Below are 4,938 nucleotides of genomic sequence, written 5' to 3' on the forward strand. Positions count from 1 at the left end.
CCCATGCGCTTCCGCGGCGAGGTGCACCGCGTCACCTTCCCGGCCTCGGAGACGCTGTCGCTGATCAACGACACCTTCGGTGAGATTGCGCTCACCGGCGAAGCGAAGATCGACCCGGTGCGCCAGGCCGATCCGCGCTTTGGCCTGTACGCTCGTGCATTGCTGGTGGATGCAGCCTGATGGCCAGGGTGATCGGCAATGTCGGTCAGCAGCCCTCCGGATCCGGCACTACGGATCCGGAGGCCGTAGCCAGCGAACTGGACGTGCTTGCCGGCCGGCAGCAAGGGCAGCTCGGTGGAAAGATCATCACAGTGCGCGAGTACGGCTTCTTTGAGGCCGCTCGCATCCTGCAGACCGCCGCGCCGCTGGTCGCGGACCTGCAGCCGCTGTTCGAAGGCTCCGATCCGCCTTCCATGCTGCAGGTGATGGACGCACTGGTCTCGCACCCGGATCTGATCCGGCATCTACTGGCGTGCTCGGTCGCAGCGCCGCCGGCTGATGCCAAGGATCACGCAGCCGAGGTACGGGAGCAGGAAGCGTGGCTGGAGACGCTCAACGAGACCGACGGCGAGCAGATGCTGCTGTTGTGGTGGCAGGCCAACAGTAGTTTTTTTCTCCGCCGCCTGCTCAGAAACGCCGTCAGTCAAAATGCAGCTCTGTCGGCTACGGGCGGGTCTTCACCGACCTGATCAGTGCAGGCTACGGCCACAGCTTTGGCGATATCGGTCGCATGACCAAGCGCCAAATCTCCCTCGCTTGGGAGTACGTCCAGGCCCAGCAGCGGCGCGAAAGGCGGGAGCGAATCACCGACACCAATGCTGCCTATGCCGGCGGTAGCCCGGCGACCAACCTGCTGAAGGATCTGAAATAACAATGGCTTCCTCGCGCAACCTCGAACTGGCGATGCGTATCGCCCTGGACATCGAGCAGGTGCGCCAGGCACTGCCAGTGGTCCAGAAGGGCCTGACTTCGGTCAAGGGCGCCAGCCAAGACGCCGGCGCCAGCCTGGGCGACGTCACGAAAGAGGCGAAGAAGGCCGCTGACGCCTTGGATAGGGCTGCCCGCAGCAGTGCCGCCTCGGGCAGCCAAATGGAGGATGCTGGCCAGAAGGCCGCCGCCGGCGCGGCGGGGATGGCCACGGCTGGAGAATCAGCCAAGGCCATGTCGGCAGACGTGGCCACCGCCGCAGATCGCGTCCGAACGTCCGGCGCGGCGGTACAGAAGACAGTGGCCGATGAGATCCGCCTGATCTCCGAGCTCGATGCACGTCTGGAGCGCGGCGCGGCGAGCATGTCCGATCTGGCCGACACCGAGGCGATGCTTGATCGGGTGATGGCGCGCGGTCTGATCACCACTGAGGACTACAACAGCGCGCTCAAGGCGCTGGATAAGCAGGAAGCCGGCCTCGCTCGATCGGAGCAACAGCGCCAGCGTGTTATTGAGGGCGCCCTGGGGCGTTATGACAGCGCATCGGTAAAGCTGCAGAAGCTGGAGCGGGACGAGTGGGAACTCAAGGCGGCGGTGGATGCCGGCCGCATCAGCCGCGAACAGTACAACCGTGCCCTGGCGGGCATCAACGTCCAGCGCAACGCCGTCAAGGTTGCCGAAGCGACCAGCCGCAGCCTGGGCGCCGGGGCGATCTCGGCCGGCCAGTACCAGATGGCCATGCGCCAGCTGCCGGCGCAGATCACCGATATCACCACCAGCATCGTCAGCGGCATGCCGATCTGGATGGTGGCCATCCAGCAGGGTGGCCAGCTGAAGGATTCCTTCGGCGGTGTCGTCCCCGCCGCGCGCGCGCTCACCAGTGCGCTCAATCCCGCGGTGGTCGTCCTAGGCGGTCTTGCTGCCGGACTGGGTGTTGTTGGCTTTGCGGCGCTGCAGGGATACAAGCAGCTGCGAGCCTTCGACGCCGCTGTGATCTCGACCGGCCATTCACTGGGCGTGTCCAGCGGTCAGCTCTATGCCCAGGCGAATGCCGTCGGTGCGGTCACCGGTGAGTACTCCGATGCCACGGCGGCCGCCCAACAGTTGGCGGCCAGCGGGAAGTTGACCGCTAACACCCTGTCTACAGCGATTAGCGTCGCGGTCAACCTGGCCAAGCTGACGGGCGAGTCGATCGAAGGCACCACCGCCAAGGTGGTTGAGGTCTCCAAGGCTCCTTCAGCAACACTGGCCAAGCTCAACGAGCAGTATCACTTCCTCACCGCAGCGGTGTACGAACAGGTTCGGGCGCTCGAGGACCAGGGCAAGGCGACCGATGCCGCCAAGGCCGCGCTGGAGGCCATCGCAACTGTCAGTGACCAGCGTGTCAAAGAAATGGAGTCGCGGGCCGGCTCTCTGGAGCAGGCATGGGATGCAGTGGCCCGTACGCTCAAGCGCGTCTGGCAAGGGCTGAAGGACATTGGCCGCACCGACTCCGAGGCGATGCTCCGCGCGGAAACTGCGGCGATGCGTGGTACGACCGAGCAGCTGCAGCAGGCGCTGAAGAACGGCAACGCCCCGGCGATCGGCTACTACTACGACCTGCAGATCAAGCAGATGGACCGGCTCCGCAAGGCTCGGGCCGCCTACGATCGTGACGTCAATGCTGCCGAGAGCGCTGGCCAAGCCCAGCGCATCCAGGATGCCGGCGTCGAAGCCGCCAAGGCGATCGCATCGGGTCTGGAGGAAGGTGCCAGCAAGGCGGAGAAGCTGAAGAAGGCGACCGAAGAGGTTGCCAAGCAGTTCCGCGAGCTGCGCAAGGCCAATCCCGGAAGTGACCTCCTCAAGGGCGTCACCTTTGGCGACGATGGCAGCGTCAGCGGCGGCGCCTACGACAAGCGGATTGCCCAACTGCAGGAGAAGTTCAAAGAGCGCACCCGGAAAGCGCCGAAGACGGAAGGTCAGAAGGATGAGGCCGCAGCACAGCGAGAGCTGGAGCGACTCAAGCAGCAGATCGACCTGGTCGGAACCCTGGATGAGACTCGCAAGAAAGCGACCGAGACTGCCCGCATCCAGGCAGCTATTGCCGAGGGCAACTTCCAGAATGCTTCGGCGAAGACCAAGCAGGAGTTGCTGGACGAAGCCAAGAAGCTGGATCTGGCCAACCTGCGGGTCGAGGCCGACCGCAAGATGCTGGAGATCCGCGATCGCATTGCAGCTCTGCAGGGCCGAGGTCCGGATGCGGAGTTGGCCAAGACCTCGCGTGAACTGACGAAGCTGAAGGAAGAATTGGAGGCCGGCGGGCGCGCTGTCGACGCCGCGGATGTGGCCAAGCTCCTCAATCTGAGCAAGGCAAGCACCGAACTGAAGAATCTTCAGGACACCTACAACCAGGTGATGGCGGGCATCGCGCTCGGGCAGCAGAGAATCCAGGTGGAACTGGAGGCGGGGCTGATTACCCAAGCCGACGCACAGCAACGCGTGGTTGACCTGTATCAGAAGCAGAGCTCGACCTTGCGCGATCTTGTTCCACAGATGCGTGCAGCAGCAATAGCCCTGGGGACGCCGGAGGCAATCGCCGCGGTCGATCAGATCGACCTGAAGCTGAAAGAGATGGTTCAGACCACGAACCTGCTTCAGCAAACCGTTAGGACGACGCTTCAGAACGGCTTCAAAGAAGCCTTTATGTCGCTGGCCAATGGGAGCGCCTCGCTGACCGATGCAGTACGCGGGTTCTTTCTGTCCGTTTCCAGCGGCCTGGCCGAGTTCGTGGCCGATCAGTGGTCGCAGGCACTGGCGAACCGAATCACGTCGATGGTGTTCGACAAGGGGGTTGATGTAGGAACTGATGCCGCCGCCGCAGCAGCAACGCAGGCATCAGCAGCCGCTCTGTCGACTGCCGCTGCAGGTGTCACCGCCGGCGCCACGGCAGTCACCACGAGTGCGGCCGCTCTTAACTCCTCCGGTGCCGGCCTGATCACGGGTGCATCTGCGGTGACGGCCGCGGCAGTACAGATGCAGGCCGCGGCACAGGCAATGGCCGCGGCCTCCGCCGCGAGGGCGGCCGCCAGTTATGCGGTCGGCGGTTACACCGGTCCCGGCAGCAAGTATCAGGAGGCCGGCACGGTCCATGCAGGTGAATTCGTACATCGCCAGGAGGTGGTGCGCCAGCCTGGTGCTCTGGCATTCCTGTATGACTTCAATCGAGTGGGTATGGCCGCGCTTGAACGATGGCGCGGCTATTCCGACGGAGGACATGTTGCAGCGATGCCAATGTTGCAGCGCTCGCCGGTATTTACCGCAACTGCACCGACATCGGCGATGACCCCAGCCAAGCCCATGCGCATCTATTTGCTCAACGACCGGGACGAGTTGATTCAGAAGCTCGCGTCTCATCCGGCCTTTGAACAGGCTGTCGTGCTCAGCGCTGGCCGAAACGGCGCGGCAATCCAGTCGGAGTGGTGACGATGTCTTTCTCCGCTACCGGCCCCCGCGTATTTCCAGTTCCTGCTGACTGGTCGGACACCATTACCGAGACGCTGTCCTGGGCCACCAACTACATGCAGGCATCGGCATCTGGTATCTCCCAGCATTGCTCTTACCGCTCCGATCCGCGTCGGTCCTTTGAGTTCTCTGTGAAGTGTGAGGGCCAGCAGCGCCGGGTCGTCGACATGCTGCTCGCTGGCCACGGTGGGCGCTGGCTCGTCCCCATCTGGCCAGATGCGCAGCTCATTCCCGCGAAATTGCCCGTAGGCTCGGTTGAGCTTGCCTGCCGAACCAATGGGTTTGACTTCGTCGCCGGCGGACAGGCCCTGCTGTGGGCAGCAGTCAACCGCTGGGAAGTGGTGACGGTGTCCTCGGTGGAAGGTGAAGGCCTCTCGCTCGCCGCTGCCACCGCTGGCACATGGCCAGCTGGAACCGTGCTGTTTCCCTTGCGAAGGGCTCAGCTGCAGGACAGCGCGGAAGAGTCGCTATGGCATGACAATGCCGGCGTCCGTTCGCTGACGTTCGACG

Annotated in this window: 4 protein-coding genes and 1 pseudogene; all 5 read left to right on the forward strand. The window is 63.9% G+C overall.

The window, feature by feature from the left end; genetic code table 11:
- Positions 1-180 (forward strand): annotated as a pseudogene (locus ARC63_RS00635) (hypothetical protein); the annotation flags it as partial.
- Entirely contained in the window at positions 180-689 is a 510-nt protein-coding gene (locus ARC63_RS00640) for a DUF6631 family protein (protein ID WP_057502271.1), read from the forward strand. The pseudogene ARC63_RS00635 and the gene ARC63_RS00640, both read left to right, overlap by 1 nt.
- 41 nt (positions 690-730) lie before the next feature.
- Positions 731-871, forward strand: coding sequence for a hypothetical protein (locus ARC63_RS23380; protein WP_158003711.1), 141 nt, complete (start codon positions 731-733; stop codon positions 869-871).
- A 2-nt stretch (positions 872-873) separates the two neighbouring features.
- The gene (locus ARC63_RS00645) at positions 874-4,389 is read left to right on the forward strand and encodes a phage tail length tape measure family protein (RefSeq protein WP_057502272.1); all 3,516 of its coding nucleotides are present in this window, start codon (positions 874-876) and stop codon (positions 4,387-4,389) included.
- A gap of 2 nt (positions 4,390-4,391) precedes the next feature.
- A partial coding sequence (locus ARC63_RS00650) for a hypothetical protein (RefSeq protein WP_231298554.1) occupies positions 4,392-4,938 on the forward strand: 547 nt, incomplete at its 3' end.

The organism is Stenotrophomonas geniculata ATCC 19374 = JCM 13324 (assembly GCF_001431625.1).
Taxonomy (GTDB): Bacteria; Pseudomonadota; Gammaproteobacteria; order Xanthomonadales; family Xanthomonadaceae; genus Stenotrophomonas; species Stenotrophomonas geniculata.

Excerpts from the sequence above, each read along its gene's own strand:
- ARC63_RS23380 (WP_158003711.1), top strand. The coding sequence starts at position 731 with ATGACCAAGCGCCAAATCTCCCTCGCTTGGGAGTACGTCCAGGCCCAG.
- ARC63_RS00640 (WP_057502271.1), top strand. The coding sequence starts at position 180 with ATGGCCAGGGTGATCGGCAATGTCGGTCAGCAGCCCTCCGGATCCGGC.
- ARC63_RS00645 (WP_057502272.1), top strand. The coding sequence starts at position 874 with ATGGCTTCCTCGCGCAACCTCGAACTGGCGATGCGTATCGCCCTGGAC.